We start from the raw sequence: 2510 nt of genomic DNA on the forward strand, positions 1-2510 counted from the left end.
TGGAACAGGCTCCAGACATCCGCCGCGCCGAAGTTGAACCATGGCGCGGTGGCCTCGAACAGGCGCAGCACGTTGTGGTGCGGCAGCAAGGTGCCCTTGGGGTTGCCGGTGGAACCGGAGGTGTAGATCACATAAGCGAGATTCGTAGCGTCCATTGCTACGTGCGGATCGCTGTCGGCAAACGCACTGACATCAGCATCCAGCAGCAGCGTCTGCACGCCATCCGGCACCGGCAATAGATCGACCAGGGCTGCTTGGGTCAGCAGCAAGCGGATGCCGCTGTCCTGCATCATGTAGGCCAAACGATCCTGGGGATACGTCGGGTCCAGTGGCACGTAAGCACCGCCGGCCTTGAGTATCGCCAACAGGCCCACCAGCATGTCGAAACCACGCTCGGCCGCCAGCCCCACCAATACATCCGGGCCGACGCCGTGGGCGATCAACTGATGGGCGCGACGGTTGGCCTGGGCGTTGAGCTCGCCGTAGGTCAGGCTGCTTTCGTTAAAACGCAAAGCGACGGCACCAGGACGCAAGCGCGCCTGTTCGGCGATGCGCTGATGCAGGCAGGCCTCACCTGGGAAGCTGCGCGGTGCCGGGTTCCATTGGTCGATGTATTGCTGTTGCTCGGCGGCCGTCAGCAACGGCAATTCACCAACGCGTTGGCGAGGATTGGCGACAATGCCGTGCAGCAGGTTCAGCCAGTGCTCGGCCAGGCGTTGCACGGTGCTGGCGTCGAACAAGTCAGTGGCATAGGTCAGCGCCGCACTGAGTTCACCCTCGGCTTCCAGGGTGTCGAGGGTCAAGTCGAACTGGGCGGTCTGGCTTTCCCAGTCCTGGGTCTTGATCACCAGTCCGGGCAGCGCCGGGAGTGCCTGGCGCGCGACGCTCTGGTGGTTGTACAACACTTGGAACAACGGGCTGTGGCTCAGGTTGCGCTCAGGCCGCAGGGCCTCGACCAGTTGCTCGAACGGCAGGTCCTGATGGGCCTCGGCGCCGATGGCCGCCTGTTTGACCTGCGCCAGCAACGCACTGAAACGCTGCTGCGGATCGACCTCGGCCTTGAGCACCTGGGTGTTGACGAAGAAGCCGATCAGGCCTTCGGTCTCCACCCGGTTGCGGTTGGCGATGGGCACGCCGACACGGATGTCCGACTGGCCGCTGTAGCGATGCAGCAAGGCCTGGAACGACGCCAGCAAGACCATGAACAACGTGCTGCCTTCGCGCTGGGCCAGCTGTCGCAGTTGTTGGCCCAGAACCTGCGGTAAGTCGATAGCCAGGCGGGCGCCGGCAAAGCTCTGCCGGGTCGGGCGCGGCCGGTCGGTGGGCAGCGTCAGCAACGGCTGCTCCCCCCCTAGCACATCGGTCCAGTACGCCAGTTGCCGTTCCCGTTCGCCGGCGTCCATCCACTGACGTTGCCACACCGCGTAATCGGCATACTGGATCGGCAGCTCGGCCAGTGCCAAGGGCTCGCCCTGGCTGCACGCGGCATACCCCTGGATCAGTTCCTGCACCAGCAATTGCATCGACCAGCCATCGGAGACAATGTGGTGCTGGGTCAGCACCAGCACATGCTCGTCGGCCGCCACCCGCAACAGGCCGACCCGCAGCAGCGGGCCGTTTTGCAGGTCGAATGGCTCGGCGATCTGCTGGCGGACGAAGGCCTGGATCTGTTCGTGACCACCGTCGAGAATCCGCGGGATCACCATCGGGTTCATCTGCTCGTGAATGACTTGGAACGCTTGCTCATCGACCTGGACGAAGGTGGTACGCAGGCTCTCGTGGCGCTGCACCAGGGTGGCGAAACTCTGTTGCAAGGCCTCCAGGTCCAGATCGCCCTGAATCCGCAGCGCCGCCGGAATGTGGTACGCCGCGCTGTCGGGCTCCATCTGCCAGAGGAACCACTGGCGTTGCTGGGCGTAGGACAGCGGCAGCCGCGCCTCGTCCCGGGCAAGCCGCGGGATGCTCGCCGGCCGTGCCTCGTCGCCGTCCACCAGCGCGGCCACACAGGCCTCCAGGCTGGCGTTCTCGAACAACTGCCGCAGTTGCAGGTTCAGGCCGAGGGCCTGGCGAATGCGCGAGACCATCTGCGTCGCCAGCAGCGAATGGCCGCCCAGCTCGAAGAAGTTGTCGCTCAAGCCGACCCGCTCCACTTTGAGCACGTCCTGCCAGATCGCTGCGATCTGTTGCTCCAGTTCACTTCGCGGCGCCACGTAGGCCTGCTGGATCTGGCTGGCGTCTGCGATTGGCAAGGCCTTGCGGTCGAGCTTGCCGTTGGCGGTCAGTGGCCATTGTTCGAGGAACAACAAGTGCGTTGGCACCATGTAGTCCGGCAGCTCGGCCTTGAGCTGGGTCTTGATCTGCTCGCGCAGACTGGCTGGGTCTTCGGTGGTGTGGACCGGGATTACGTAAGCCACCAGTTGCTGGCCGCTCGGTCCTTCCTGGGCCAGCACCAACGCTTCGCGCACCGCTGCCAGGGCATTCAGGCGCGCTTCGATCTCGCCCAGTTCGAT

At 64.5% G+C, this 2510-nt stretch carries 1 protein-coding gene; it reads right to left on the minus strand.

What is annotated here, in order from left to right:
• A partial coding sequence (locus AC3A5O_RS28725; RefSeq protein ID WP_487754015.1) for a condensation domain-containing protein occupies positions 1 to 2510 on the minus strand: 2510 nt, incomplete at both ends.

This window comes from Pseudomonas sp. Soil_N_39 (assembly GCF_057655955.1).